Source organism: Tateyamaria sp. Alg231-49, from assembly GCF_900143535.1.
GTDB lineage: Bacteria > Pseudomonadota > Alphaproteobacteria > Rhodobacterales > Rhodobacteraceae > Tateyamaria.
The window spans coordinates 141,735-167,214 of sequence record NZ_FRFA01000007.1 but is presented as its reverse complement, the minus strand read 5'-3'; the positions used below and the strand labels follow the sequence as shown (position 1 = coordinate 167,214).

At 58.3% G+C, this 25,480-nt stretch carries 25 protein-coding genes; 11 read left to right on the top strand and 14 right to left on the bottom strand.

Annotated elements, in window-relative coordinates:
* Positions 1 to 32: 32 nt before the first annotated feature.
* Positions 33 to 1,775 (bottom strand): arginine--tRNA ligase, encoded by a 1,743-nt coding sequence (gene argS / locus DHN60_RS12785; protein ID WP_108837701.1) that lies wholly within the window; start codon positions 1,773 to 1,775, stop codon positions 33 to 35.
* A 280-nt stretch (positions 1,776 to 2,055) separates the two neighbouring features.
* On the opposite strand from argS, the gene DHN60_RS12780 reads away from it, so the two are divergent.
* Positions 2,056 to 2,487 carry a GNAT family N-acetyltransferase gene (locus tag DHN60_RS12780; protein WP_108837700.1) on the top strand — a complete coding sequence of 144 codons (432 nt, stop codon included), beginning with the start codon at positions 2,056 to 2,058 and terminating at the stop codon, positions 2,485 to 2,487.
* 33 nt (positions 2,488 to 2,520) lie between these two features.
* On the opposite strand, the gene DHN60_RS12775 is transcribed toward DHN60_RS12780, so the two are convergent.
* Positions 2,521 to 3,666 (bottom strand): deoxyguanosinetriphosphate triphosphohydrolase, encoded by a 1,146-nt coding sequence (locus tag DHN60_RS12775; RefSeq protein ID WP_108837817.1) that lies wholly within the window; start codon positions 3,664 to 3,666, stop codon positions 2,521 to 2,523.
* Positions 3,667 to 3,752: 86 nt separating this feature from the next.
* On the opposite strand from DHN60_RS12775, the gene DHN60_RS12770 reads away from it, so the two are divergent.
* Positions 3,753 to 4,076, top strand: a complete 324-nt coding sequence (locus tag DHN60_RS12770; protein WP_108837699.1) for an iron-sulfur cluster assembly accessory protein — start codon at positions 3,753 to 3,755, stop codon at positions 4,074 to 4,076.
* 17 nt (positions 4,077 to 4,093) lie between these two features.
* Here the strand turns inward: DHN60_RS12770 and DHN60_RS12765 are convergent, their stop codons facing one another.
* Both DHN60_RS12765 and DHN60_RS12760 read right to left on the bottom strand, forming a co-directional pair.
* Positions 4,094 to 5,158, bottom strand: coding sequence for a hypothetical protein (locus tag DHN60_RS12765; protein WP_108837698.1), 1,065 nt, complete (start codon positions 5,156 to 5,158; stop codon positions 4,094 to 4,096).
* 50 nt (positions 5,159 to 5,208) lie between these two features.
* Positions 5,209 to 5,670, bottom strand: coding sequence for a DUF6749 family protein (locus DHN60_RS12760; RefSeq protein ID WP_159089209.1), 462 nt, complete (start codon positions 5,668 to 5,670; stop codon positions 5,209 to 5,211).
* A 350-nt stretch (positions 5,671 to 6,020) separates the two neighbouring features.
* Here DHN60_RS12760 and xth point away from each other — a divergent pair, with 350 nt between their 5' ends.
* Positions 6,021 to 6,803 (top strand): exodeoxyribonuclease III, encoded by a 783-nt coding sequence (xth, locus tag DHN60_RS12755; RefSeq protein ID WP_108837696.1) that lies wholly within the window; start codon positions 6,021 to 6,023, stop codon positions 6,801 to 6,803.
* Positions 6,804 to 6,993: 190 nt separating this feature from the next.
* Here xth and DHN60_RS12750 read toward each other — a convergent pair whose 3' ends face one another.
* Positions 6,994 to 7,578, bottom strand: a complete 585-nt coding sequence (locus DHN60_RS12750; protein WP_108837816.1) for an HNH endonuclease — start codon at positions 7,576 to 7,578, stop codon at positions 6,994 to 6,996.
* A gap of 339 nt (positions 7,579 to 7,917) precedes the next feature.
* On the opposite strand from DHN60_RS12750, the gene DHN60_RS12745 reads away from it, so the two are divergent.
* On the top strand, positions 7,918 to 8,583 hold the full coding sequence (locus tag DHN60_RS12745; RefSeq protein WP_108837695.1) for a hypothetical protein: 666 nt from the start codon (positions 7,918 to 7,920) through the stop codon (positions 8,581 to 8,583).
* 243 nt (positions 8,584 to 8,826) lie between these two features.
* Here DHN60_RS12745 and DHN60_RS12740 read toward each other — a convergent pair whose 3' ends face one another.
* Complete coding sequence (locus DHN60_RS12740) at positions 8,827 to 9,492, bottom strand: alpha/beta hydrolase (RefSeq protein WP_108837815.1); 666 nt, start codon at positions 9,490 to 9,492, stop codon at positions 8,827 to 8,829.
* 588 nt (positions 9,493 to 10,080) lie between these two features.
* Between DHN60_RS12740 and DHN60_RS12735 the strand changes: the two genes are divergently transcribed.
* Positions 10,081 to 11,097, top strand: a complete 1,017-nt coding sequence (locus DHN60_RS12735) for a fatty acid desaturase (RefSeq protein ID WP_159089208.1) — start codon at positions 10,081 to 10,083, stop codon at positions 11,095 to 11,097.
* A complete protein-coding gene (locus tag DHN60_RS12730) occupies positions 11,094 to 11,795 on the top strand; it encodes a hypothetical protein (protein WP_108837693.1) in 702 nt (233 codons plus the stop codon). The genes DHN60_RS12735 and DHN60_RS12730 overlap by 4 nt, the downstream gene beginning before the upstream one ends.
* Before the next feature lie 190 nt (positions 11,796 to 11,985).
* On the opposite strand, the gene DHN60_RS12725 is transcribed toward DHN60_RS12730, so the two are convergent.
* On the bottom strand, positions 11,986 to 12,624 hold the full coding sequence (locus DHN60_RS12725; protein ID WP_108837692.1) for a DNA-3-methyladenine glycosylase: 639 nt from the start codon (positions 12,622 to 12,624) through the stop codon (positions 11,986 to 11,988).
* Positions 12,606 to 13,283 (bottom strand): precorrin-6A/cobalt-precorrin-6A reductase, encoded by a 678-nt coding sequence (locus tag DHN60_RS12720; RefSeq protein ID WP_108837691.1) that lies wholly within the window; start codon positions 13,281 to 13,283, stop codon positions 12,606 to 12,608. The genes DHN60_RS12725 and DHN60_RS12720 overlap by 19 nt, the downstream gene beginning before the upstream one ends.
* A 100-nt stretch (positions 13,284 to 13,383) precedes the next feature.
* Here DHN60_RS12720 and DHN60_RS12715 point away from each other — a divergent pair, with 100 nt between their 5' ends.
* Positions 13,384 to 14,607 (top strand): MFS transporter, encoded by a 1,224-nt coding sequence (locus DHN60_RS12715; protein ID WP_108837690.1) that lies wholly within the window; start codon positions 13,384 to 13,386, stop codon positions 14,605 to 14,607.
* Here the strand turns inward: DHN60_RS12715 and DHN60_RS12710 are convergent.
* The 4 genes from DHN60_RS12710 to cysS all read right to left on the bottom strand — a co-directional run bounded on the left by DHN60_RS12710 (position 14,604) and on the right by cysS (position 19,390).
* Positions 14,604 to 15,371, bottom strand: a complete 768-nt coding sequence (locus DHN60_RS12710; protein ID WP_108837689.1) for a squalene/phytoene synthase family protein — start codon at positions 15,369 to 15,371, stop codon at positions 14,604 to 14,606. The two genes, DHN60_RS12715 and DHN60_RS12710, sit on opposite strands and share 4 nt — an antisense overlap.
* Positions 15,368 to 16,096 (bottom strand): trans-aconitate 2-methyltransferase, encoded by a 729-nt coding sequence (locus DHN60_RS12705; protein WP_108837814.1) that lies wholly within the window; start codon positions 16,094 to 16,096, stop codon positions 15,368 to 15,370. Before DHN60_RS12705 ends, DHN60_RS12710 begins: the two co-directional genes overlap by 4 nt.
* On the bottom strand, positions 16,093 to 17,709 hold the full coding sequence (gene cimA / locus DHN60_RS12700) for a citramalate synthase (protein WP_108837813.1): 1,617 nt from the start codon (positions 17,707 to 17,709) through the stop codon (positions 16,093 to 16,095). The genes DHN60_RS12705 and cimA overlap by 4 nt, the downstream gene beginning before the upstream one ends.
* A gap of 232 nt (positions 17,710 to 17,941) precedes the next feature.
* Entirely contained in the window at positions 17,942 to 19,390 is a 1,449-nt protein-coding gene (cysS, locus tag DHN60_RS12695; protein ID WP_108837688.1) for a cysteine--tRNA ligase, read from the bottom strand.
* 199 nt (positions 19,391 to 19,589) lie between these two features.
* On the opposite strand from cysS, the gene DHN60_RS12690 reads away from it, so the two are divergent.
* Together DHN60_RS12690 and DHN60_RS12685 are read left to right on the top strand one after the other, a co-directional pair.
* On the top strand, positions 19,590 to 19,949 hold the full coding sequence (locus tag DHN60_RS12690) for an MmcQ/YjbR family DNA-binding protein (protein WP_108837687.1): 360 nt from the start codon (positions 19,590 to 19,592) through the stop codon (positions 19,947 to 19,949).
* Between the two features lie 199 nt (positions 19,950 to 20,148).
* On the top strand, positions 20,149 to 21,321 hold the full coding sequence (locus DHN60_RS12685; protein ID WP_108837686.1) for a pyridoxal phosphate-dependent aminotransferase: 1,173 nt from the start codon (positions 20,149 to 20,151) through the stop codon (positions 21,319 to 21,321).
* 139 nt (positions 21,322 to 21,460) lie between these two features.
* Here DHN60_RS12685 and DHN60_RS12680 read toward each other — a convergent pair whose 3' ends face one another.
* Positions 21,461 to 22,060, bottom strand: coding sequence for an outer membrane protein (locus tag DHN60_RS12680; protein WP_234423629.1), 600 nt, complete (start codon positions 22,058 to 22,060; stop codon positions 21,461 to 21,463).
* A 396-nt stretch (positions 22,061 to 22,456) separates the two neighbouring features.
* Between DHN60_RS12680 and DHN60_RS12675 the strand changes: the two genes are divergently transcribed.
* Entirely contained in the window at positions 22,457 to 24,007 is a 1,551-nt protein-coding gene (locus tag DHN60_RS12675; RefSeq protein ID WP_108837684.1) for a trimethylamine methyltransferase family protein, read from the top strand.
* A gap of 119 nt (positions 24,008 to 24,126) precedes the next feature.
* On the opposite strand, the gene DHN60_RS12670 is transcribed toward DHN60_RS12675, so the two are convergent.
* Entirely contained in the window at positions 24,127 to 24,375 is a 249-nt protein-coding gene (locus DHN60_RS12670) for a hypothetical protein (RefSeq protein ID WP_108837683.1), read from the bottom strand.
* Between the two features lie 235 nt (positions 24,376 to 24,610).
* Between DHN60_RS12670 and DHN60_RS12665 the strand changes: the two genes are divergently transcribed.
* Positions 24,611 to 25,084: an RNA polymerase sigma factor gene (locus DHN60_RS12665; protein ID WP_108837682.1), complete on the top strand. Its 474-nt coding sequence runs from the start codon at positions 24,611 to 24,613 to the stop codon at positions 25,082 to 25,084.
* Positions 25,085 to 25,480 lie beyond the last annotated feature (396 nt).

Here is a 25,480-nt window from a genome sequence, read left to right as displayed (position 1 = left end):
AAACGTGCCTGTAACGCCCCTTTTTGCGGGGCTTAACGCAACTCTTCGGCTGGTTCTACGCCAAGAATACCAAGGCCGGCGGCAATTACAACGCCGCAGGCACGCGCAAGGGCGATTTTTGCCTGTGTGGTGGTCGCGTCGTCCTGCACAAAGCGCAATGAGGGCACATCATTGCCCCGGTTCCAAAGCCCATGAAAAGCGCTGGCCAGATCGCTGAGGTAAAACGCCACCCGGTGGGGTTCATTGCTGCGCGCAGCCGATTCTACCAGTCGGGGCCATTCCGCAAGCTTGGCGGCCAGCGCCAATTCCGCTTCGTGATCCAACATGGACAGGTTGGCAGCGGCCAAAGTCGCATCATCAACAGCAATGCCCGCCTCAGCCGCCTTGCGCAGAACCGATGCGACCCGCGCATGGGCGTATTGCACGTAAAACACAGGGTTTTCGCGGCTTTGCTCCAGCACTTTGTCGAAATCGAAATCAAGTGGCGCGTCGTTCTTGCGCGTCAGCATGTGAAAACGCGTGGCCCCTGCCCCGACCTGATCCACCACATCGCGCAGGGTGACAAAAGTCCCTGCCCGCTTGGACATTTTGAACGGCTCGCCGTTCTTATAGAGTTTGACCAGTTGCGTGAGCTTGATGTCGAGCGGAACGGTGCCCCCGGACAGCGCGCTGACAGCCGCTTTCATCCGTTTGACATAGCCGCCGTGGTCGGCGCCAAACACATCGATCAGCGCATCATAACCGCGCTGCACCTTGTCATAGTGATAGGCAATATCGGGTGCAAAATAGGTCCAGCCCCCGTCCGATTTCATCACGGGTCGGTCCACATCGTCGCCATGTTCGGTGGATTTGAACAGGGTTTGTTCGCGTGGTTCCCAATCCTCGGGCTTTTTGCCCTTGGGCGGTTCCAAAACACCTTCGTAGATCAGGCCCTTGCTGCGCAGATCTTCCAACGCTGCCTCGATCCGACCCGTCCCATAAAGCGACTTTTCGGAATAAAATACGTCCATTTCGACCCCAAGCGCGGCCAGATCGGCGCGGATCAGGTCCATCATCGCTTCGGTCGCAAATTCGCGGATCTCTTCCAGCCAAAATTGTTCGCCCTTGCCAACATAGGCATCGCCCACTTTGGCTTTGAGCACCTCACCAACCGTGACCAGATAATCACCCGGATATGTTCCGTCAGGAAAGGCAACCTCTTGGCCATGCGCCTCAAGATACCGCAGGTAGACTGACCGGGCGAGCACATCGACCTGCGCGCCGCCATCGTTGATGTAGTATTCGCGGGTCACGTCAAACCCGGAAAAGTCCAGCAAAGACGCCAAAGCATCACCAAACACCGCCCCGCGAGTGTGACCGACATGCAAAGGCCCCGTGGGGTTCGCCGAGACGTATTCGACATTGACCTTTTTGCCAGCGCCAAGGTCTGAGCGGCCAAAACCAGTGCCAGCAGCCAGAACGGCGCCAACCACGTTTTGCCATGCATATGGCGCCAGACGCAGGTTCAAAAACCCAGGTCCTGCCACTTCTGCGCTGGTAATGCGGTCATCCGCACTCAGGCGGGTGGCCAGTGCCTCTGCGATGTCGCGAGGTTTGAGGCCTGCAGGTTTTGCAAGGACCATCGCCGCATTGGTGGCCATGTCCCCGTGCGCAGTATCGCGCGGGGGTTCAACTGTGACGTTGTCGAATGAGAGGCCTGCGGGCAAATCCCCGGCCTCCACCATCGCGGCAAGGTTGGACAGCACTACGGCGCGGATATCGGCAAAGAGGTTCATTTTCGGGGTCTTTCGGAGTGTGTTGGGGCGGTCTATCACGCCCAAGGGCCGGGTCAACCATCCCCGCAAGCTTGAGCGCCCGCCTTTGTTGAGGCATAAGGGGGCAGACATGGAGATTTGATGTCCTGATTACTGTGGCTCGCATGATGCGCGCCCTATCAAACTGAAACGCATTCACCGCGCCTGTAAAGGCGCAGTTTTGTTTCGTTTGTCCAAATACAATCCATATCTCAGGCCGCGCGCTTCGGACGTTGTGGCACCAAAAAGGACACATCTGACAATGATCAGAGACTTTGACATCAATGATACTGAAACTCTTGTTACCATCTGGCGGAAGGCCTCTACCCTTGCCCACCCGTTTCTGACGGCCGATTTTATCGAGGCGGAGGCCGAGAACCTGCGCAGCGTCTACCTGAATTTTGCCCGAACATGGGTGATTGAGGTCGAGGGGCGCGTCGTGGGCTTTGCGTCAGTGGTGGAGGATGCTTTGGCCGGTCTTTTCCTTGACCCGGCGGTGCACGGGCGTGGATACGGTCGTGCGCTTGTCGATGCGGCTGTGACCCATACTGGTCCGTTGAGCGTCGAGGTATTCGAACAAAATACCATCGGGCGAAAGTTTTACACCGCCTATGGCTTTGTCGGAGATGACATCAGCGTGCACGAACCCACAGGTCAAAGGCTGCTGCATTTGCATTATGCCGGAACCGCCTGACCCACTTGGCGCGCGCGACGTAGTGGCGCGCGCCTAACTGGCGTGAAACAGCCTTGCATGTTCTTGCAAGGCAAAGCGATCCGTCATGCCTGCAATGTAGTCTGCAGTTAGACGGGCCAGTGCCGTGGCGTCGCCCTGCGCCTCGCTGACGTCAGTTTGCCAACCGGCAGGCAGCAGGTCCGGTTGTGCCATCAGGGCCGGGAACAGGTCTTCGACCACTTTCGTGACCTCTGCGCGTTTGGTCATAACGCTGGGCGCGCGGTACATGTTTTTGAAGAGATACGCGCGGATCACTTGCAGATCAGCCCACATCGGGTCGGAAAACCGGATCACGGGGCGGCCCAGATTGCGAATGTCTTCGACTGACGCGGCACCACTGTCTGCAAGCAGAGTCCGCGAGGTTTCAATCACATCACTGACCATCGCGCCAAAGACCTGTCGCAGCGCCTCATGCCGACGCCGGATCGGATCAAGGTCGGGATACTTGTGATCCACCTCAAGGTAGGCCTCGCGCGCTATGGGCAAAGCGGCCACGTCCTCTTCGTTCAGCAGCCCGGCGCGCAGGCCATCGTGCAGGTCGTGATTGTTGTAGGCGATGTCGTCGGAAAGGGCTGCAACCTGCGCCTCGGCACTGGCATGGGTGGCCAGCTCCAGATCGTCCTGCGCGTCATACTCTGCCAGCGCAAAGGGCAGGTCACCAACCACCGGGCCGTTGTGCTTGGCAATCCCCTCAAGGCTTTCCCATGTCAGGTTCAGCCCGTCAAAGGCGGCGTAATGGCATTCCAGTTTCGTCACGATCTTGACGGCCTGAGCGTTGTGATCAAAACCGCCATAGGGGGCCATCAACGCTTGCAGCGCGTCTTCGCCTGTATGTCCGAACGGCGGATGGCCAAGGTCGTGGGCAAGCGCAACCGCTTCGGTCAATTCAGGGTTCAGATCAAGCGCACCGGCAATCGTGCGCGCGACTTGAGCCACCTCAATCGAATGGGTCAGTCGGGTGCGGAAATAATCGCCCTCATGTTCCACAAAAACTTGGGTCTTGTGCTTGAGCCGACGAAAGGCCGAGGCATGGATAATCCTGTCGCGGTCGCGCTGAAAGCACGAGCGAAAAGGGGATTCATCCTCGGGCCAGCGCCTTCCCCGGGCACGGGCTGGATCAGAAGCAAAGGGCGCAGACATCTGCCTTGTCCTTGTCGCCAGTTCTTTTGCTTCATATATTGCAAGTGCAGCAAAGATGAAACGCGCCATTTGCCAAGGAGCAGCTGATGCAATTGCCACCCACAGTGACCCCCCGCGCCTTTGAACGGCTGGCCGAAATCGGTGCTGCGAACGAAGGGCAAGCGCTACGCGTGGCCGTTGAAGGCGGCGGATGCTCGGGCTTTCAGTACGAAATCGCGCTGGATGCACCCAAGGATGATGATCTGGTGCTGGAAGGTGCCGGCCAAAAGGTTGTTGTGGACGCGATCAGCTTGCCGTTTCTGTCCAATGCGGTGATCGACTTTTCCGAGGAACTGATCGGCGCACGCTTTGTGATCGAAAACCCCAATGCAACCAGTTCATGCGGATGCGGCACGTCCTTTTCGATGTGACATCGGCGGTTTTGTCGTCACATCTGTGTCGCGCGGGCAAAGAATTCGAAGAACTTTCCGAACAATGGGCTTGAGGCGATCGTCGTTTGCAAGGTTAGCGCGCTTTCCTCATCAAGCATATCCAACACGCCTGATTGCATTTGTTCCCAATCTGCACTGCGGGTCTGTCCAAAGGACATGAGCGCCGCCGACATCGCCCTCAAGACAGGTGCTGCACCATCCGGTTGGACAAAAACGCAGCGACCAACCGGCACGGCACAGCCCGTATCATCGGCCCCTGCCGCAACCATTGCCCAAGTCGAGACAAGGTATTCGTGATAGTGATCGGTCAGCGCCGTCTGATCATCCGCAACAATTGAGAATCCAGACAGATTGGCGCGCACAGCGTCTTCCCAGATCGGGCTTGGCAACCTGCCTGCCTGTCGAATGGCAACACAAACTTCGGCCAGCAAATCCATGTTCTGTTCAAGATGGGCAAGAATACCTGCATATTCGAGGCTCATCAGGGCCTGCGCATCCAACCGCGGATCGCGACGGCCATATTCAGACAGGTAGAACACGATATGCGTCAGCTCGTACGCAGCCTTTTTGTTGGGCACTGCAAAGGTTTCCGGGCGATTGATAAAGGCGCGTAGACGATCATCAAGATGCGCGTCGACGTGTCCCATCCCGACACCACGGCGGGCCAACAACCTGCGGGCCTCGGCGCGCTGAAGGTCGCTTAGCTCCGCTTCGGCAAGCTTCTGGGTGCCGACCCAGGCACATAAACGCTCCATCTGGCCTCCCGGCAAGCCGAGGTCTTCAAGATCGAGGCCGATGGACAGCAAGAAACGGTAATATTGCGGGAAAAACGAAATGCGATCAGGCAGTTGGTCGTAAAACGCCTGGTGCGGGTCAAGGTCCGCACAGGACGGCTTTTGGCCCGTGCATTCCAGAATGTTAAGCAGTTCAGCATTCTCTTTCAGCCAAAACACATCATCTGGGATGCGGCGATGGCGGGCAAAGCAGTCTACCAGTGCGCTTGTGCGATCACACAGGCGTTGGCGGCGCGGCGGGGCGTTCAGGGCAACGATGTTTGACATAAGATCTGTCCTTTCAATGCGTTTTTCACAAACGTCCCGCCGCAGCAGGTTCAGGAACCTGAAGAGAACAGGCCAGTGACCGCACCATCCGTCAGCGTGCCGCTGGTCGGAGCTGAACCAGATGAAAACATGTCGGTTGCATCCCCTGAGACGGTCGCCGCGCCAGACGGTGCAGACCCTGAGGAAAACATTTCAACCAAGTCCCCTGTCGCGGCGGCATTCCCCATTGGCGCAGAACCGGACGAGAACATGTGCACGGCGTCCCCCGCGCTCAGGTCGCTGTGCATTGGGGCCGAGCCAGAAGAAAACATCTCGACCGCCTCACCGGTTGCCGCAAGCGTACTGCTTGCCGGGGCCGAGCCGGATGAGAACATGGAAACCGCGTCGCCCGTCATGGCGTCAGTGGCTGTTGGCGCACTGCCGGAAGAAAACATTTCCACGTCGCTTCCGCTGTGCATAGCGCTCAGTTCGGTTGCGGTCAGGGCGAAGGCGATTTTACGTTGAGCAGTCATTGGGCAATCCTTTTCATCTCTGGGTTGTGATGCCCCAAGCAATGCTCGCCAAAGGTGTTTTCGCAAATGAAAAATCCCCCAAAAGATGCGCAACGCCCCAGTTATCCACATAAGAAAAGCCACAGAAAGGATTGGTGTTTGGTCAATTCAACACACGCACGGCACGTTGAAAAAAACTTATCCACAAGTCTGATTTCATTGCATTTTACAGAATAATGCACTTCAGAAAGTAAAGTGTACCCCGAATCAAGTGGTTAAGAAATAGTTAATTCAATGCGCGCCGTACTCGCCCTTGCAGTCCCTCAAGGCATCCGTCACACCTGTGATGTCCCCAGCATCGAGGTCGCATCATGAAAATCGCCACATTCAACATAAACGGTATCAAGGCGCGCATTGACGCCCTGCCCCGCTGGCTGGATGCCGCAACCCCCGATGTGGTGCTGTTGCAGGAAATCAAATCCGTTGATGAGAACTTCCCTCGCGAGATATTCGAAGAGCGTGGGTACAACATCGAAACCCATGGGCAAAAGTCGTTCAACGGCGTGGCGATCCTATCCAAACTGCCCTTGGAAGATGTCAGTCGGGGCCTCCCCGGTGATGATGAAGACGAACAGGCCCGCTACATCGAGGCCACAGTGATGGGCGAACGGGACGCCGTGCGGATATGCGGGCTTTACCTGCCCAACGGAAACCCTGTACCGGGGCCGAAATACGACTATAAACTGGCCTGGATGGAACGCTTGCGCCAGCGCGCCATTGCCCTGCTGGCAGAAGAAACCCCGTTTTTGATGACGGGCGACTATAACATTATCCCTCAGGCCGAAGACGCCAAGCGCCCCGATGCGTGGCGCGAGGATGCGTTGTTTCGCCTCGAGTCGCGCACCGCATATCGCCGCCTGATCAACCTTGGCCTGACCGAGGCGTTTCGTGCCCGCACCCACGGTCCGGGGCACTATTCCTTCTGGGACTATCAGGCAGGCGCTTGGAATCGCGATGATGGCATCCGCATCGATCACTTCCTGATGTCACCAGCCTGTGCCGACATGATGACGGACTGTCAGATCGACAAACAGGTACGGGGTGAGGAAAAACCATCCGATCACGTGCCCGTCTGGGTGGATCTGGCGGCCTGAATCGCGTTCGGCCGGCGTGAAGGTCGCCAGAAGACTGCTTAGCGCACAGATCGAGTCTTGGGCGGCTTGATACAGCCAAAGATCAACAAATCGAAAAAAGCCCTGGTGCTTCTTGGATCGCCTGTGTGGCTGGCAGCGTTTTTGCAAAAAGCAGCCCTTGCCACCTGATGCGTTCATCGGTGTGAACGTATCATGCCTGCAACTCTGCATCCCAATACAAAAAGTCCATCCAGCTTTCGTGCAGATGGTTTGGCGGGAACTTACGCCCCATGTTTCGCAATTCCTCGGCACCGGGCTGACGTGGAGGTTTGCGCAAGGACATGCCCGTGCGGTGCAACGCCTTGGACCCTTTGTGCAAGTTACACGGGGAACAGGCGGCAACGACGTTTTGCCAGCTTGTGACACCGCCACTGGCGCGCGGCACCACGTGGTCAAAAGTCAGGTCACCCTTCGCCCCACAGTACTGACACCGAAATTCGTCCCTCAGAAATAAATTAAAGCGCGTGAAGGCCACGCGCTTTTGAGGTTTGACATAGTCTTTGAGGACAACGACCGAGGGTATCCTGATCTCGGTACTGGGACTGCGGACCACTTCTTCGTATTCGGCCACGATATCGACCCGGTCGAGCCACGCCGCCTTGACCGCCTCTTGCCAGGGCCACAGCGACAAGGGGTAGTAACTGAGCGGTCGATAATCCGCATTCAGCACCAATGCAGGGTGATGTTTCAGCGCAGACGGGCTGCGCACGAATTCTGTCCTGAAGTCACCGTCCATCATTACTGCACCCGTCCTCGCTTTGTCCGCTTGAGCGCACCGGGTCGGGGAAACCGCCCCAGCTTTGAGTTTGACTATATCTTGTGGAAATCGATCTGCAAGACCTCAGGTGACCACAGGATGTCGCAATTCATATATGCTGAATTTATGACCACCTTGTGACGTTTGCCACAGGTTTCCCCTGCGTCAGCTTGGCTCATGGAATCAACCAAAGGTAAGGAATACATCACTCGACGAGAGAGAATTAATACCCCAATTATTGGTCACATTCGAAAAACCGAAAGAGCCAATTTGGCCCACTGAATTCAACCCGTTCGTATCCAGCCTTGGAGCTACCCCATGTCCGCCGAACAAGATTTTGCCCCCGCCCCTGCCCCACAGAGACCCGGTGCCCTGTTTCAGAAACTGATCAGTGAACGCAAAACTCTGTCTGCAAGCGAGAAAGAGGTCATCGCGGATGCCAGCGCCTTTACTTACGTGGACCGCACATGGGTCACGCTTTGGTATGATCCGGGCCACGCGATCCAGTCAAAATGTGGTGGCATGAACGCTTACCGGGCCATCACAACGTCGGGCGATCTGCTGTGGTACGTCGCGCCCCAAGGAGATGCCCCCGTTTATCACGCTCAGTGTTCTGATCCTTTCGAGGCGATTGAACATGCAACAGTCGCGCTGGGTGCACAAACTGATCTGAACCGTCGGTGGGCGCATATCGAGCGTCTTGCGCGGGACCTGCGCAATGGGACACTCGACTTTGATGTGCGCGCAGAAGATGTACGCAACGTACCTTTGCGGGCCTCAGCTTTGAAAGGCGTATTGGCGCTCGCAGGCCTGTTTGGCCATGGCAAAATATCCGGACGCACAGCCGCCGCGCTGATGACGGTTCAGCCCAGCATCGGGTTCATCATTCATGCAGCCTGGCTGCGCGCACAATCGGATGCGCCTGCCCAACAGGGCATCGTTATTGCGCCGCATCGGCCTGTCGGGTTTGAAGCGATCTGCTAATCCTGCCGACGCGACGGCCGCAAACGCGCCGACCGTCGCATCAAGGTCTAACAGGGCGTCGACGACAACCGCAGACACAGCCCCGCAAACATAAAGACCAAACGGTAGGTCCAACGCGTCTTTCAGCGTTTAGGGCTTTAACGGCGCGTCCGGCGCGCGCTTATCTGGCCAAAAACTCCACGCAAGCGCCACACGCAGAACAGCGACCATACATCCGCCAATTCCGACCAGCATCCGCATAGGCTACAGGCCCAATTTGTCCCGCAAAAAGGCCAAGGCGACGCTTAACCCGTCTTGTGCGATGCCGTGGGCAGTGCCCTCCATGACGTGCGCGTACACGTCCTTCCACCCGGCTTCTTGCAGGGCTTCGGCCGCTTGCGGCAGGGACTGGGGCGGCACAACATCATCCTGATCACCATGCACCAGAAGAATAGGCGGTCGGCTGACCACTTCGTCCGCAAGGCTTTCGGGGTTCAGCAGGCGGCCCGAAAAGGCCACGATCCCGGCCACTTCATCCTCACGCCGCGGTGCCACATGCAGGGCCATCATTGTACCTTGGGAAAACCCGAACAAAACGACCTGCTCGGGCATGACGTCTTCGTCCACCATTAGCGCATCTAAAAAGGCGTTGAGGTCAGCGCTCGCCGCGATCAACCCACGCTCTGCCTCTTCCTCGCTTGACCCGTCGATCCATGGGATCGGGAACCATTGATAGCCACCCGGATACCCCGGTATCTCTTCGGGCGCATTGGGGGCCACAAACAGCGTATCCGGCAAGTGTTCGGCCAATGGATCCGCCAGCCCCATGAGGTCAGCGGCATTCGCACCGTATCCGTGCAGGAACACCACGATCGAGCGCAACTCGCCCGAATGGGGCGCGCGCCGTTCTGATTTTAGAATTCGTGTCATGTTTGTTTCTCTCCCAGTCGACGTGTCGACCTGACCGACATGCCAAAACATGCGCGCCGATGGAACCGGCTTTTGGGTTTTGGCGGCATAAAAGTCCGCTCTCGCCGCAGCCCGCAAGCCAAAACGGCACTTATGATCTTTCGAAACGCGTTCAGGTTTGAGCGGTGGCGCCTTGTGCAAGCTCTGGATCTACAAAACGACCGGAAGTGGCCTTTCCTTGCGTAGGCCTTCAATGACCGGGTTGCGGACCAACCTGCCGTTACCCGCAGCTCCCAACCAATATCCATTTTGCTGGCTAACCTGACCAATGACCGGAAAAAACAAAAGTCGTTGCTTTATCGGCCCGCCTCTGCTCGACATGACCGAATGGTGTATTGGCGCTGTGGTCGATCTCCTCTTGTAGGGACACCCGGCTCACAGGGCCCACGATCTGCCAACAGTGGGCCAAGCGCTAAATAGAGCTAGTTGTTCAATGTGAATTGTCAGAAAGTACGGTCATGTTGTAAGCCGCATCAGGCCCGCCAACTTGACTGATTGCCAAGCTTTCATATACGATTTCACTACCTTCATACTTATCGGAATTTTTTTGTGGAGCTTGATCGCAAAATTTACGCGGCATCACGTCGGTTTGCAAACTCAGATGATCGTCGGGCGTGGTTGGAGTTAACAGTCAGCCTAGCACTATACACCGGGGCCATAACAGTAGGACTGGCCTCAATCGGAACATGGTGGTTAATGACTCCAGCAATAATACTGGCCGCAGCGATGGGGTTACGAATATACATGGTCCAGCATGATTGCTTGCATCGGTCGTTCTTCTCCTCAAAAAACTGCAACGATCGCATTGGGACACTTTTATCTCCAATTGCAATGACGCCATACAAGGCAACGCGTTACATTCATGGACTTCACCACAAATATGTAGGCGATCTCGAACACAGAGATGCCTTTGAAATATACACCATGACGCTTGATGAATGGTATTCAGCGCCAAAGTGGAAGCAACTTCAATACCGTTACTACCGAAGCCCCTTTGTTCTTGTTTTAATCGGACCCTTTTTGTTCTTTGGAGTGTTACGTCGATTTCCCCTCAAAGCGCTCAAGACCGGCTTGGGTGAGTTGTTTCTTCACAATGTATTTTTGGCTTCATATCTTGCTTTGATCTGGTGGGTAGCGGGTTGGGCGGGCATTGGTGTTTGGGTCGCTTCTGTTTACCTTGCCTGTACCTTTGGATCTTTGATCCCCTATATTGTGCACAATTTCGAAAGTATTCATTGGGGCAAGCGTCCTGAGCTAACATTCACAACTGCAGCACTCCGAGGGAGTGCTGTACTTAGTTGGGGGCGGCTCTTTGACCTTGTGACGATGAATATTGGTTACCATGACTTGCACCATCTCAACGCAAAAATTCCAGGATATAAGTTGCGTGAGGCGCATAGGGAACTTGAAGCGGACGGGCTTCTGAACTCCGAAAAAATAAGCTTTTTCATGGGTCTGAGATGTTTTCGCCTTAAGCTTTATGACGAGAAAAACGACCGTATGGTCCCCTTCCCTTACTCAACTCGATCTCAGCCCCAAACCAAGCCATTGCAACCCGCAGAATGAAGTTGCTCAATATCTACTTGATGGCTGGATTGTTCCTGGCCGCATGCGGTACTGGACCTATATACCCTGATGTTGATTGGCTTAATGATTGGGTCAAGTTGCCTGGCGCGATCGATAAAACTTCTGATAAAACGCCAGTCATTTCCGACCCAGTTGTCAATTTCCACCTTGCTCCAGGCGATCGAACTTCGATTATTCAAGCTGGAGAAGAATGGCGCGCTGGAGAAACGTATCTTTTGGGGTTTGACGTTCGTCTTGACCCCAAATTTCTTGGGAAAGAGAAAATTACACTTTCTAGACTGACCCGCAAAGGAAACCCCTCCGTCGAGATTGCAGTGGTGAAACTCGATCTAGAGTTTGGCGTCACAGTATTTGGGCGCTCTTGTATTCCAGCGGCAGATCTTTCCAAATGGCACCGGGTTGAGATGCGTATTAAATTCTCCGATGAAGACAAAGGTTATTTGGAAGTTTTTTGTGATCGCAAACCAATATGGGCGCGAGTGGACATGCGAACAAATTTTGCACCTGAGTGCAGGTATAGTGAGGGCTGCCGAAAGCCTGTACCAAAACCTGAGCGATACAAGTGGCAATTAGGTTTGATGACAGATGTCCCGGTTTCCCAAATGATTAACCTTCAGATGCAACGACTGAACCACAGAAGGCTTTACTACAAACCAAATCGTGTCGGAACGCTTTGAGTAATCAGAGAAGCACTCACGATTGACTTAAAATATTCGATGGTGCCTATCAGGACGTTCGTTGCGCTGCACTAGCGAAGACTGCAATTTCAATCCGTCCGCTGTGCGCTCAAACCCGCCCTTCGCTGCAGAGCATCCCAAGGCCCACTTGGCCTCCAACCACCAGCTTTTGGATCTATAAATCCAAAACCTAGCCCACCCCTTCACGCCCTTTGATCACCCGATAATAGGTAAAGAAAAGACGTGCTGCCACCGCGCGCCACGGGCTCCAATCTTCGGCCATCGCACGCAGTTCTTTTTCCTTGGGCCGATCAGGCAGATCAAAGATCACCCGCGCCGCTTCTTGTAGCGCCAGATCACCGGGCGCAAAGACATCCGGGCGTCCCAGCGCAAACATCGCGTAGATTTCTGCCGTCCAGACCCCAATGCCCTTGATGGCCGTCAGTGTCGCGATCACCTCGGTGTCTGGGGCGTGGCGCAAAGCGTGATAGTCGATCCCTGCCTCGGCCAGAGCCAATGCATAGGCGATCTTTTGACGGCTTAGCCCAGCGGCGCGCAGGCCCTGTTCTCCAGCAGCCATCACAGCTGAGGGCTGCGTCAGCCCGCCCTGTTCCAGTCGCACCCAGATCGCATTGGCCGAAGCCGTGCTGACCTGCTGGCCGATGATGGCATTCAGGAGTGCTGCAAACCCATCCGGGCGGCGGCGCAAAGGTAGCGGGCCTGCAATCTCAAGCGCACGCGCGAGTGCCGGGTCCCGTGCCCGAAGCCATGCGGCCCCTTCGGCCACGTCCTTCTCTGTCTCGATGATCTTCACAGGCGTTGCGCCCATCTGCCTATGTCTTCTGGTGACATCAGGACTGGACCATCCGGCAACGGTGGCGGACCCAACAGGACAACGGGCAATCCAAGCGCCCGGGCCGCTGCAAGCTTGGGATAACTGTCCGGCCCGCCCACATTGCGAGCGATCACCACGTCGATGGACAATTCTCGTAAAACCGCGACTTCGCCCTCTACGTCAAAGGGGCCCGCACCAAAGACATAGGTACAATTTGGCGGGGCGAGCAAATCATGCGTGCCCAGCTGGCGTAAAAACACAGGCCCATTATGTTTGGCCAAAACCGCGCCACTGCTCTGCCCGGTCGCCGCAAACACGCGGGCACCGCTGGGCAAAGTCGCGACAGCTTGTTCAATCGTTTCTACAGTTGTCCACCGATCACCCGGCTCCGGCTCCCAAAGCGCGCGTGCAACGCGGGCGTATGGCAAACCCGGCCGCGCCCAACGGCTGCGCGTTTGCGTATCAAAAGCATGGGTAACATCCAGAATGGCGCGCACCTCTTCTGGCATTTGACGCACCACCTCGGCCCCCACTGGCACAGGCGTGCTTTCATCGGCCCACAGAACACGGGCAGGATACCCGGACAGTGCGTGCACCGCTTCCGGGGTTTCACGGGCTCCGGCAAGAACGAGAATGGGGGCAGCGGGGTTCATGCCCGCACCCTACCCGCAAAACCGCACTGCGCAACCAACTGTGCATCTATGCGGCATTGCAGTCCTTGTGGCCGCTTCACCCGCGGGCTAACCAGAGCCAATGACTGAAATTGATGACTCCCGCGCCAAGCGCAATGTGGCCGTTCTGGTGGCCGCCCAAGCCTTTTTAGGCAGCCAGATCACCATGATGTTTGTGGTTGCCGGTTTGGCCGGGCAACAAATAACGCCCTATGCCTGTCTTGCCACGCTGCCCATTTCACTGATCGTTTTCGGGTCGATGACCACCGCGCCGTGGCTGTCCAACGTCATGCAAAGGTTCGGGCGCAAGACCGGGTTTATCCTAGGTGCTTGCGGCGGGCTGATCGGGGCGGCCATTGGGGCCTATGCGCTCTCGATCTCCAGCTTTTGGCTGTTTCTGGCGGGCAGCTACATGACGGGTATCTATATGTCTGCGCAAGGTTTTTACCGCTTTGCAGCGGCCGATACCGCGTCCGAGGCGTTTCGCCCAAAAGCAATCTCCTACGTCATGGCCGGGGGCTTACTGTCGGCCATCATTGGCCCTCAGGTGGTCGGCTATGTCACCGCCAATACAGCGGATGCGACCGTGGCGCGCTATATCCCAATCTATTGGTGGGCGATTGCATTCAACGTGATGGGCATGGCGCTGTTTCTGTTACTCGATATCCCAAAACCACCGGCTCCGTCCGCTTCAGATGGGCCCGGACGCACCCGGCGCGAGTTGCTGGCTAGCCCGCGCATTGCGGTCGCCGTGATCTGCGCAGCCGTATCCTATGCGCTGATGAACCTGGTGATGACGTCCACTCCGCTGGCCGTCGTGGGATGCGGATTTGGCGAACCGGACGCGGCCAACGTGGTCACCATCCACGTGCTGGCCATGTTTGCGCCGTCCTTCTTCACCGGGCACCTGATCAGCCGCTTTGGCGTCGAACGGATCATGGGGCTAGGCCTTGGGATTCTGGGCGTTGCCGGGATTGTCGCCCTGCAAGGCGTTGATCTGATGAACTTCTACGGCGCACTGTTTCTGTTGGGCATCGGCTGGAACTTTGGCTTTATTGGCGCGACCACAATGCTGGCCGGGGCGCATACCCCGCAGGAACGCGGCCGTATGCAGGGGATGAACGATCTGATCGTATTTGGCGGAGTGACTGTGGCCTCGCTGGCGTCCGGCGGCCTGATGAATTGTATCGGCGGTGACCCGGTTGAGGGTTGGGCCGCTGTGAACATCGCGATGGTACCGTTTTTGGTGCTGGCGGGTGGGTCGCTGATCTGGCTTGTGATGCGCAACCGCACGGCCACTGCCTAAAGCACAAGACGTCCCAACAGCGCTGTGCGCGCCAGCCGAAACGGCGTGACACCCGGATCAAGACGCGCTTCAGCCACTGATCCGGGATCGCGCACGGCCTGCTTCAACGTCACAGCCGCACCAATTGCTGGCCATAGTGCTGGCTGTACAGAACGTGCCACGCGCGGACGTGCGAGGCGATCCGCGGCCCGCCCGGCTAGGGCCGCGACCCCGTTATCGGTGCCGTCCAGCAATGGGAGCCGCCCGGCATCAGCCAACTCGGGCACCGCCCGCAAGAACCCCGCCGTCCCCGCCGCAAAGGCAAGGTCGCGCACAGATTGTTCAGCCTCGGGCCGAGCCCCAAGAACGTCACATGCCGTCCACATCAGATGACCTGCCGTCTGATCAATGTAGGCGTCCATATGCGCCTGATCCTCGAACGCATCGCGGTAGATATCCCAGCGCCGCGCAGCGACGCTTTCGTCCAACCGTTTGGCCTGCGCCGGAGACAAGATATCCGCCAAAGGCGTCGTCACCTCATGTTTGCGGACCGGCTTGCCTTCCGCAATCTCCTCCAGTGCATCCCGCCACCATTGCAGACGCATCTCGGCGATCATCGCTTCTTGCGTGACCCAAGGCGCACGGGACACTTCGATATTGAAGGCATACAGCGGAAACAGAATCGCACGCGCCGCCACAGGTGCGGCCATGACCGTGCGAAAGCGCAACGGGTCGCCCTTTTCCACGATTTGCGCGCAAGGAATGATGGCGTCGGGCAAGCTCATACAGGTTTGACGATCAGCAGCGCATAGGCAATCTGATCCTGAGCGGCGTGCCACATATCAATCTCTCGCTGGTGTTCGTCCAATGCCTCGGTCAATGCAGCGTCTGGGTCCTGCTCTCGCAGCATGTCAATACGGGCCTGAAGGGGCCCGTAGTAATCCGCCCACGGTTTGACCACGATCATGCGGTGATCTTGAACTGCATAGCCCGCCGCAGTGACGCGCTCGATGATGCCGTCAAGGTCGGTGATCTGCGGATACTCTTCCCAAAACGCACGCGCACCGTCACTTGGCGGCGTGCCGAGCAAAACGGGTTCCGAGAACACCACGGCACCGCCAGGGTTCAGCACACTGCGCCAGCCTTGCAACCCTTCTGTCACGCCCAGAAAGTACAACGCACCCGCACACCAGATCAGATCATAGGTGCCCTCAGGCGTGCTCATATCCCCTTCGACCGCCTGAACACGGGGGGCATAGGCCGCAATTCGCGCACTAGCCTCTGTCGCAAAATGCGCCGTCTTTTCTACACCTGTGATGTGCGCTTCTGGCAGTGCTTCGGCCAAGGTCAAAAGGTCCGCACCCGGACCACAAGCCGCATCCAGAACATCTAATGGTCCGGACAGGCCCAGTTTTTCAAGCGCCCAGTGAACGTCGGCAGGCTCGCCCGGCCCCTCGCGATGTAGATCGCGGTGCACAGTCAAAAAGGCATCTATCTGTTCCGGGGTCATGTCACGCCATCCTGTACCAGTTTCCATCGGATCGCATCCAACAGGGCTTCAAAGCTCGCGTCGACAAGGTTCGCCGATACCCCGACAGTGGACCAGCGCCGCCCCTTCCCGTCTTCGGAATCGATGATGACGCGGGTCACAGCCTCGGTCCCGCCCTGGGTGATGCGCACCTTGAAATCGACCAATCGGATGTCTTCTACATAAGACTGATAGCGGCCCAAATCCTTGGCGAGCGCCTTGGAAAGCGCATTGACAGGCCCGCGATCCGTGCCGTGTTCATCCATAGATTCTGAGACCGACAGCATTTTTTTACCGTCGACCTTCAGCACGACAACCGCTTCGGACAGCGAAACCATCTGATCGCGCTTGTTCTTGCGCCGCTCAATGGTCACCCTGTAGCGTTTGACTTCAAAGAACTCGGGCAAGACTCCAAGCTCATTTCGCGCCAGCAATTCGAACGAGGCTTGGGCGACGTCATAGGTATATCCCTGACCCTCACGCACCTTGATCTGGTCCAGAATGCGGGCCAGCGCTGGGTCCTTGGGCGCGACCTCGATCCCCATCTCTGTCAGGCGTTTGCGCAGGTTGGATTGCCCCGCCTGATTGGACATTGGGATAATGCGTTCGTTTCCAACAGCACCGGGGTCGATATGTTCGTATGTTGTGGGGTCTTTCAGAATGGCCGAGGCATGCAGTCCCGCCTTGTGGGCAAAGGCCGAAGCGCCGACAAAAGCCGCCTGTTTCTGCGAGACCCGGTTCAAAATGTCGTCCAGCATACGCGACGTGCGGGTCAGCCCCGCGAGTGCCTCAAGGGTGACCCCTGTTTCGAACTGCGACGCATAGGGTTCTTTCAGCAGCAGGATCGGGATCAGTGCCGTCAGGTTGGCGTTGCCGCACCGTTCGCCCAATCCGTTCAGCGTACCTTGAATTTGGCGTGCGCCCGCATCGACCGCCGCCAGTGAACCGGCCACGGCCTGTTCGGTGTCGTTGTGCGTGTGGATACCAAGGTGGTCGCCGGGGATGCCGCTGTCGATCACCGCCTTGGTGATGCGCGCAATGTCTGCGGGCAGCGTGCCGCCGTTGGTGTCGCACAGGGCAATCCACCGCGTGCCGGCGTCATAGGCGGCGTGGATCGCTTGCAGCGCGTAGTCGGGGTTGGATTTGAAGCCGTCAAAGAAGTGCTCCGCATCAAAAATCGCCTCGCGTCCTTGCGCTTTGATATGAGCAAAGCTGGCGGCGATGTTGGCGGTGTTTTCCTCGAGGCTGATCCCGAGGGCGGTTTTGACATGGAACTCATGGGTCTTGCCGACCAGGCAGACGGCGGGGGTGTTTGCATTGAGGACGGCGGCCAGCACGTCATCGTTTTCGGCGCTCATTCCGGCCCGTTTGGTCATGCCAAAGGCGGTGAATGTGGCGCGGGTTTGGGGGGCGTTTTCGAAAAAGGCGCTGTCGGTCGGGTTCGCCCCGGGCCAGCCGCCTTCGATGTAGTCGATCCCGAGGGCGTCGAGGGCTTGGGCGATCTGGTGCTTGTCCGAGGCTGAGAATTGCACCCCTTGGGTCTGCTGGCCATCACGCAGGGTGGTGTCAAAAAGAGAGAGGCGTTCGCGGGTCATGTTTGAGTGTCCCATACTGGGACAGAGATACTCCCGTTAAAATTCAATGGGTTACAGAGACGGTTTAATGTTCTGTTTAGATTTGAGACGCGCTGTGGGCCATCTGTCTGAGCCGTGGCGTTTGCGTCACGGCCAGCCCCTGACCGCCCCGTCACGTCAAAGGCGTGCGTCCGCACGACGAGGGCGCTACTCCCCCACCCAAGGTCGGGGATTGGCCTGTGGTTGGTGCGGATCATAGCAGGGCCTCCAGTTTGGAAGGGTCAAAATCCGGGCCGGGCAACCAAGTGGCAGATCCACCGATATCCGTCACCTGAACGCCAATAACATTCAGCACGTCCCGCAAGCGATCCGCTTCGGCCCAGTTCTTTTCCGCCCGCGCAGATGATCGTTCTTCCAAGAGCCGGTCAATCGCGACCACGATCCAGTCTTCCATCTCATCGTTTTGCGATGGCGACAGGTCAAGGAGGTCCCAGTCGGATACCAAACCCAGCGTGTCCAATGCGTGCGCCATCGGCGCCAAGCCCTCAGCCGTATGCGCTTTGGACAGAACATGCAGCCGCGCCAATGCGCCCGGTGTGTTCAGGTCGTTGCCGAGAGCACCCATGAACTCCGGATCGCCATTCCAGCGATCCATATCACGCAATCGTTCCACCATCTTGGATGAAAACCCGTGTTTTTGCAGGGTATTCAGCCATCCCATCAAAGTCTTTTCAGCTTCCGCCCGCTTCTTCTCTGTCCAGTCCATCGGCTTTCGATAATGCGTCGACAGCATCACGAACCGGATCACCTCGCCCGGGACGCCCTTCTCCAACAAATCCCGCACGGTAAAGAAGTTGCCCAACGACTTGGACATCTTCTTGCCCTCGACCTGCAACATCTCGTTGTGCATCCACACCTTGGCAAAGCCGTGGCCTGCGCAGCGGGATTGTGCGATCTCGTTTTCGTGGTGGGGAAACTGCAAATCGTTGCCGCCACCGTGGATGTCAAACTCGGCACCCAAAAGATCATGCGCCATGGCCGAGCACTCGATATGCCAGCCGGGGCGCCCACGACCCCACGGGCTGTTCCAGCCCGGCAATTCGTCTGTGGACGGCTTCCACAATACAAAATCCATGGGGTCTTCTTTGTAGGGGGCCACCTCGACCCGTGCACCTGCGATCATGTCATCGACAGATCGGCCCGATAGTGCGCCGTACTCTGCGTATTTGCGCACCCGAAACAGCACGTGACCGTCGTTTTCATAGGCAAAGTCGTCCGCGATCAGTTGGGATATCATCGCCACCATCTGATCGATGTATTCCGTCGCGCGCGGCTCGGCATTCGGGCGCAACGTGCCAAGCGCGTCCATGTCGGCGTGATACCAGCCAATGGTCTCGTCCGAGCGTTCGCGCACCAACTCTTCGATCGTGCCGGGCGCCCCTGCTTCTTTGCGTGCAAGGGCGGTGGCGTTGATCTTGTCATCTACATCCGTGAAATTGCGCACATAGGTGACGTGATCGGCCCCGTAGGTGTGGCGCAGCAGACGATAGAGCACGTCAAACACCAAAACGGGGCGCGCGTTGCCCAAATGTGCGCGGTCATAGACCGTTGGCCCGCAGACATACATCCGCACATTCTCTGGATCGAGCGGCTCGAACGCCTCTTTGCGGCGTGTGGCGGTGTTGTAGAGCGTGATGGTCATAAGGCGTACTCGCGACAGCAGGTTGGCGCGGGCCTAGCAATTCTGATCTGTCATGAAAACAAAGAACCGCCCCGCTGAGGAAATCAGCAGATAATGCAGCAAATGATGCAAGGGGTCCGGGTCATGCCCTATCGCTAGCCCATGGCGCGCCCAAGGGTCAACCCTTGTCTGAGCCGCGCCGGGCGGGCAAACTGCACCCATGAGCCGCGAAACCGTCGATAGCATCTGTGCCGCCCTGCCGGGTGCCCATTGGGCCAGCCACCACGACGGCGGGCTTGATGCGTGGAAAATCGGCGACAAAATGTTTGCCTGCATTGGCATGGCCAATGATGGCGTGTCGGTTAAATGCGCGGATGTGGAAACTGCGCAATTCCTTATCGAAATCGGCGCGGCCCAAAAGGCAAAGTATTTTCACCGCTCTTGGGTGCGGGTCCCATTTGACGGCAAAGCCGCGGACGAATTTCGTGACCGCATCCATACGTCCTATGCCATTGTCCGCGCGAGCTTGCCCAAAAAGCTTCAGGCCACGCTTGCGCCGCGGAACGACGGATCGGCCTAGAACGCAACGCCTGCAACGCGCCCCTTCTCTGATTAAAAAAAATCCCGGGGGAGTCCGAAGGACGGGGGCAGAGCCCCCTCAAAGAATGGCGCGGGCAAAGCCCTCATTTGGATCATGGGTGGCAAAGGCGCTGTTGGTGTGTTGACATCCCCACGCCGCGCGTGCCCCTTGCGCAAAACCCACATCAGGGAGGCGCACCATGGCCTTGTCACAGCGTATTTCGACACTGACCGGCGGCGGCTCGGACGGGTGGGATCTGTTCCTCAAGGCGCGGCGCATGATTGCGGATGGCGTTCCTGTGACCGAACTGACCATTGGCGAACATGACATCCGCACCGCCGCCCCGATCCTGCAAGACATGCACCGCAGTGCGATGGGTGGCCACACAGGCTATGCGATAGTCCCGGGCACGGATGCACTGCGCGATATTGTGGCCAAGCGCGCAACTGAGCGCACCGGCGTGCCCACCAGTCGCGACAACGTGTTGATCACCCCGGGCGGTCAGGCCGCCCTTTTTGCTGCCCATGCTGCGGCGTGCGATCCGGGCGATGTTGCGCTGTTTATTGACCCTTATTATGCCACGTATCCTGGCACGATCCGGGGTGTGTCGGCGATCCCACGCAGCATTACCACGCGGGCCGAGGACGCGTTTCAGCCGCGCGCGCAAGATATCGAGGCGGGTGTGGCCGGGGCCAGGTCGCTTTTGATCAACTCTCCGAACAATCCCACGGGCACCGTTTATTCTCGCGCCACGCTGGAGGGGATTGCAGATATATGCCAGCGCCACGATCTGTGGCTGATCTCGGACGAGGTCTATGACAGTCAGGTCTGGGAGGGCGCACATCTGAGCCCCCGCGCCCTGCCCGGCATGGCCGAGCGTACGCTCGTCGTCGGCTCGATGTCCAAAAGCCATGCGATGACCGGGTCGCGCTGTGGCTGGCTGATCGGGCCTGAGCACGCGATTGAAGGGTTAATCAACTTTTCCACCCATACGACCTATGGCGTGCCCGGATACATTCAGGATGCCAGCGTGTTTGCGCTGTCTCAGGGCGATGAATTTGAAGCCGAAGTGGGCGCCCCGTTCAAACGCCGCCGCGCGATTGCGCAAAGGGTGCTGGCCGCGCAGAACACGGTGGGTTTGATCCCTGCGCAGGGGGCGATGTACCTGATGCTGGATATCCGCGCCACGGGGATGTCAGGCGATGATTTTGCCGATGCCCTTTTGGAGGCCGAGCATATCGCCGTCATGCCGGGTGAAAGCTTTGGCACTGCGGCTGCGGGCCATTTGCGCGTTGCGATGACCGTTGATGACGATGCGTTTGAGGCCGCCTTGACCACCTTGTGTCGTTTTGCCGAGGCCCGCGCGGCCTGACCGCCTGCGTTTCCTGTGTCTGCTCTGATGTGATGCATTGCGTCTGTACCCGTGGCGCAAGTCTTTGCGCGTATCGGGCAGTTTTGGGGCGGTGGTAGAGGGGGCCGGGTCACTGCCCTGCCCCCCCCTTTTTTTGGCGCTAGAAGCGGATTGATCCGCGCACTGTCAGCGTGGTTGCGTCTGCATCCACGCCCGTGCCCGAAATGTCGTTGAAGTTGTGCTCAAGCAGTTCGGCACCGACGGTGTAGCGTTCGTTGATCTGGTAGGCGACGCCGATGCCGTAGAACTCTCCGCCTTCGGAACCGAGCGACGTGTCGACTTCGGCCACGCCAGCAGTGACGTAGCCAAGGGTGCGCCCGAAATCATAGCCTGCGCGCAGTTTCAGCCTTGCGACACCGTCCACTGTCGCCGCCCCATTGAGGTCAATGTCGGCGCCGTCATAGTCCAGCTCTCCGCCCAGCACGAAGGTGCCAAAATCATAGTCATAGCCGAGGTGCACACCGTAAAGGACATCATCGCCGTCCGCTGCACCGCTGCCATCCACGTCGCCGTAGCCAAGCTGCACACCAGCATAGCCCCCCGTCCAGTCCCCACCCTGAGGCACGACGGCCACGGATGCAGGCGCCGCAGGTGGAATCGGATCAGCGGCCGGGGCGTCCAAGGCGCCCGCGAACGCCGGAAGAGTGCTAAGACCGGCAAGGCTGGCGGCCAGTGATGCGGCAAGAATCTGAGATTTCATTGTCTGCTCCATTTGTGAGTGGTCGCGGCACGTAAGGCGCGCCGCCGCCTCATCACGTGGGCAAGCCCAGTGACCAATTCCAGACACGAAGCCGTGCGCGCCCTCTCCTAGGCAAAGGCTTGCCCTCAAACACAAAAACCATGCGCAATCCCCCGCCAAGACGAGGTCGCAAACAGGACAGACAGGCAAAAAACGGCGCACCAGAGTGAAAGGACCGGAGATTTTCCGCAACGTCGCACCAAGTCAGGGAGGCTGAGTGTGCAGGCAAGCCGAAGCAAGATCGCGTTGATCACCCGCACCATCGGGGCGGAGCGCGGACGCGCGGCGCGGGGCCGACCGAACACTTAGACGCAGTACCTAACTCCGTTTAAGAAATCAGACCCGGACAACGACCTCATGAATGACCTTTCACCAAAATCCAGATCAGGTGGGCGCGCGGCGCGTCGCGCCGCCCGCGCAGCTCCACTGGCAGACCATCTCCGCCCCATTCGCCCCGGCCTTGAAGGGGGCACATACAACCCCCTGACGCCCGCGCAGGTCGAACGCATCCACCAGGGCGCGCTTGATGCGCTGGAGCAGATCGGACTGGCTGACGCCCCCCCGAGTGGCGTGAAATACCTAACCGACGCTGGCGCAATTGAGGGCGAGGATGGACGCATCCGTTTCCCACGCGCGCTGGTCGAAGATACAATCGCACGTGCAAATCGCACCATGACGCTGCATGCGCGCGACCCGCAATACGACCTCGACCTGTCGGGATCGCGCGTGCATTACGGGACCGCCGGCGCGGCCGTAAACCTTGTCGAAGTCGATGGGCGCAATTACCGCGAAAGCACCGTGCAGGACTTGCACGATGCCGCGCGCATCGCCAATCAGCTCGACAATATTCACTTTCTTCAGCGTCCGATGATCTGCCGGGACATCCCCGACACGATCGAAATGGAATATAACTCGGTCTTTGCCTGCGTGTCCGGCACCGGCAAACATGTGGGCACCAGTTTTACCGACACCACATGTGTTGGCCCCGCCATGGAAATGCTGCACATGATTGCAGGCGGCGAAGACGCGTGGCGGGCGCGCCCCTTCGTGTCCAATTCCAACTGCTTTGTTGTGCCGCCGATGAAATTCGCACCCGAAAGCTGTGAAGTGATGGAGGCCTGCATCGAGGCAGGCATGCCTGTGCTGCTGCTGTCAGCGGGCATGTCGGGGGCCACCGCCCCGTCGACCATCGCCGGAGCGATCATGCAAGCCACGGCAGAATGCCTTGCGGGCCTTGTTTATGTAAACGCAGTCAAACCCGGCGCGCCTGCGATCTTTGGCACATGGCCCTTTGGCCTTGATCTGCGCACGGGTGCGATGTCCATCGGATCAGGCGAACAGGCGCTGCTGAGTGCCGGATGCGGCCAGATGCACCGGTTTTATGACATTCCCGGTGGTGCGGCGGGTGGTGCGTCTGACAGCAAGCTGCCTGACATGCAGGCCGGGTGGGAACAGATGTGTTCGAACCTGTCCGCAGGCCTGTCTGGCGTGAACATGGTCTATGAGGCGGCGGGCATGCATGCTTCGCTGCTTGGGTTCTGCCTTGAATCACTGATTTTGGGCGATGACATCATTGGGCAGACCCTGCGTTGTGTGCGCGGGATTGAGGTCAACGACGAGACGCTGGCGTTGGATCAGATTGCAGATGTGTGCATGAACGGACCCGGCCATTATCTGGGTACCGATCAGACGCTGAGCGGTATGCAGACCAACTGCGTCTATCCTACATTTGGCAGCCGCACATCGCCCAAGGAGTGGGTGGAACTGGGCAAGCCTGACCTGCTGGCCCTCGCCACTGCGCGCAAGGAAGAGATATTGGCCATGAAGACCGCCGCCGCCCTGCCGCCTGATGTTGAGGCCGCTGTCCGTGCGCGGTTTAACATCCATTTCCCGGCTTGGGCCGACTGAACGCGCGCCCCAAAACGCAGTGAGGCCCGGCCCCTGGGGGGAGACCGGGCCTCACGCCCCCGACAGCTGAGATCGTCCGTCCGTTTGTGCGACCGGAGACCCACAATGCTGTGGGCGTTCTAGCCGTCGGTTGCTGGCATCAACCCCGCTTCTTGTGCGGCTGCGATCTCTTCTGCATCCAGCGCGCCATCGGCATTGAGGTCCATTGTTGTGAACATATCTGTTGTGACCTCGGGCATACTGGCCTGCACTTCGTCGATGGTCAGAACACCGTCGCCGTTTACGTCCAGATCAGCCGCGCTTTGCCCCATGGCCAGTGCTGGAAACGTCAGGGCCGCAAGGGCGGTAAGGGCTGCATATTTCGTCATGAGTAACTCCCGTTAAGTTTGCTTCATGAGGGGTCCGTGAGTGGCGCCCTCACAAGGTAAGAGCCGTCACGGGGCCTGCGCATCCCGGTCTGTCGCTGTGTATGGCGCCCCGCGCGAGGGCCTGCCGATTGGGATGTGTGTGATGGGCGGCGCCTTGCCCAAAAAGGGGTGCGCGGCTGGATCGGCCAGAATCCCCGGGGTTTTCAACCGTGCCGTGTGCGCCCACCTTTGATCCATGATGGAACATAAACACCCAAACCCCCGCCGCCTTGTGCCCCTGATCCCGATCCTGAACCGGCGTGCACGACGCCTTGCGCGCAGCCCGGCCGAGGCTGAGGATCTGGTGCAGGACACGTTGCTGAGCCTGTGCCAATGTTTGCGCGCGGGCCACAGGATTGACGATTTGCCAAGCTACGCCATGCGTACCCTGTCCAATCGGGCGCGCCGGGGCTGGCGCGTGCAAGCAACTGAGGAGCTGGAAGACGATCATGGGATCACCGAACCCGACGCCCTGATCCGTCTGGATTGCGCCGACACGCTTGCGGCAATCTCGGGGTTGCCCAAACCACAGCGTCAGTTGATGGAGCTGGTTGTAGCCGGAGAAACGTCCCCCCGCGCGCTGGCCAACAGCACAGGTTTGCCGGTTGGCACCGTTATGTCACGGCTGGCGCGGGCGCGGGCGCGCTTGCGGATCAAGTTGGAGAAATAATTGAAGGCTGACCGCCCTCAGGCCATCGCAAAGCATCCCGAGTGGTGGGGCAAATGCGCAGCCTTGCCAACAAAAGAGGGGAGCGCGAACGCTCCCCTTTAGTTTCGCCGTTCCGTAGGTGTTTGCATCGCAAACGCACGCTCCTCTGACAGAGGGTTTGGCAAAGCCGAACCCGGAGTCAGCCGTCAGATTTCTCGAACAAAAGAGGGGAGCGCGAACGCTCCCCTTTAGTTTCGCCGTTCCGTGGGTGTTTGCATTGCAAACGCACACTCCTTTGACAGAGGGTTTGGCAAAGCCGAACCCGGAGTCAGCCATCAGATTTCTCGAACAAAAGAGGGGAGCGCGAACGCTCCCCTTTAGTTTCGCCGTTCAGGCTCAATATGTTAACCGCCCGGT

Bases quoted from the DNA above. Each gene is read 5' to 3' on its own strand.
- DHN60_RS12750 (WP_108837816.1), bottom strand. From the start codon at position 7,578: ATGGACGGTGACTTCAGGACAGAATTCGTGCGCAGCCCGTCTGCGCTG.
- DHN60_RS12760 (WP_159089209.1), bottom strand. From the start codon at position 5,670: ATGACTGCTCAACGTAAAATCGCCTTCGCCCTGACCGCAACCGAACTG.
- cysS (WP_108837688.1), bottom strand. From the start codon at position 19,390: ATGACCATCACGCTCTACAACACCGCCACACGCCGCAAAGAGGCGTTC.
- DHN60_RS12740 (WP_108837815.1), bottom strand. From the start codon at position 9,492: ATGACACGAATTCTAAAATCAGAACGGCGCGCGCCCCATTCGGGCGAG.
- DHN60_RS12730 (WP_108837693.1), top strand. From the start codon at position 11,094: ATGAAGTTGCTCAATATCTACTTGATGGCTGGATTGTTCCTGGCCGCA.
- DHN60_RS12765 (WP_108837698.1), bottom strand. From the start codon at position 5,158: ATGTCAAACATCGTTGCCCTGAACGCCCCGCCGCGCCGCCAACGCCTG.
- DHN60_RS12690 (WP_108837687.1), top strand. From the start codon at position 19,590: ATGAGCCGCGAAACCGTCGATAGCATCTGTGCCGCCCTGCCGGGTGCC.
- DHN60_RS12780 (WP_108837700.1), top strand. From the start codon at position 2,056: ATGATCAGAGACTTTGACATCAATGATACTGAAACTCTTGTTACCATC.
- DHN60_RS12725 (WP_108837692.1), bottom strand. From the start codon at position 12,624: ATGGGCGCAACGCCTGTGAAGATCATCGAGACAGAGAAGGACGTGGCC.
- DHN60_RS12710 (WP_108837689.1), bottom strand. From the start codon at position 15,371: ATGAGCTTGCCCGACGCCATCATTCCTTGCGCGCAAATCGTGGAAAAG.
- argS (WP_108837701.1), bottom strand. From the start codon at position 1,775: ATGAACCTCTTTGCCGATATCCGCGCCGTAGTGCTGTCCAACCTTGCC.
- DHN60_RS12675 (WP_108837684.1), top strand. From the start codon at position 22,457: ATGAATGACCTTTCACCAAAATCCAGATCAGGTGGGCGCGCGGCGCGT.
- cimA (WP_108837813.1), bottom strand. From the start codon at position 17,709: ATGACCCGCGAACGCCTCTCTCTTTTTGACACCACCCTGCGTGATGGC.
- DHN60_RS12665 (WP_108837682.1), top strand. From the start codon at position 24,611: ATGATGGAACATAAACACCCAAACCCCCGCCGCCTTGTGCCCCTGATC.
- DHN60_RS12680 (WP_234423629.1), bottom strand. From the start codon at position 22,060: ATGAAATCTCAGATTCTTGCCGCATCACTGGCCGCCAGCCTTGCCGGT.
- DHN60_RS12715 (WP_108837690.1), top strand. From the start codon at position 13,384: ATGACTGAAATTGATGACTCCCGCGCCAAGCGCAATGTGGCCGTTCTG.
- DHN60_RS12745 (WP_108837695.1), top strand. From the start codon at position 7,918: ATGTCCGCCGAACAAGATTTTGCCCCCGCCCCTGCCCCACAGAGACCC.
- DHN60_RS12685 (WP_108837686.1), top strand. From the start codon at position 20,149: ATGGCCTTGTCACAGCGTATTTCGACACTGACCGGCGGCGGCTCGGAC.
- xth (WP_108837696.1), top strand. From the start codon at position 6,021: ATGAAAATCGCCACATTCAACATAAACGGTATCAAGGCGCGCATTGAC.
- DHN60_RS12770 (WP_108837699.1), top strand. From the start codon at position 3,753: ATGCAATTGCCACCCACAGTGACCCCCCGCGCCTTTGAACGGCTGGCC.
- DHN60_RS12705 (WP_108837814.1), bottom strand. From the start codon at position 16,096: ATGACCCCGGAACAGATAGATGCCTTTTTGACTGTGCACCGCGATCTA.
- DHN60_RS12775 (WP_108837817.1), bottom strand. From the start codon at position 3,666: ATGTCTGCGCCCTTTGCTTCTGATCCAGCCCGTGCCCGGGGAAGGCGC.
- DHN60_RS12720 (WP_108837691.1), bottom strand. From the start codon at position 13,283: ATGAACCCCGCTGCCCCCATTCTCGTTCTTGCCGGAGCCCGTGAAACC.
- DHN60_RS12670 (WP_108837683.1), bottom strand. From the start codon at position 24,375: ATGACGAAATATGCAGCCCTTACCGCCCTTGCGGCCCTGACGTTTCCA.